1 protein-coding gene is annotated in these 216 nt (G+C 71.3%); it reads left to right on the top strand.

The features are described 5' to 3' along the window. Positions 1-195, top strand: a 195-nt coding sequence (locus QWY29_RS20800; protein ID WP_300963109.1) for a WYL domain-containing protein, incomplete at its 5' end; no start/stop codon positions are given. Positions 196-216: the final 21 nt, after the last annotated feature.

Here is a 216-nt window from a genome sequence, read left to right as displayed (position 1 = left end):
CGCGAGGCCGTCGAGACCCGCACGTCGGTCGTCATCTCCTACGTCGACAACCACGGCACCTCCACCGAGCGGGTCGTCCACCCGGTCTCGGTCGAGGGCGGGCCGCTGACCGCCCACGACCCGCGCAGCGACGACGTCCGCACCTTCGCCGTGCACCGGATCACGTCGGTCGGGCCCGTTGCGGCTTCTCCGTAGACTCGTGCGGTGGACTTCCTG

The organism is Nocardioides abyssi (genome assembly GCF_030412915.1).
In the GTDB taxonomy this organism is placed as follows: Bacteria; Actinomycetota; Actinomycetes; order Propionibacteriales; family Nocardioidaceae; genus Nocardioides; species Nocardioides abyssi.
This window is presented reverse-complemented; position numbering and strand designations above follow the sequence as displayed.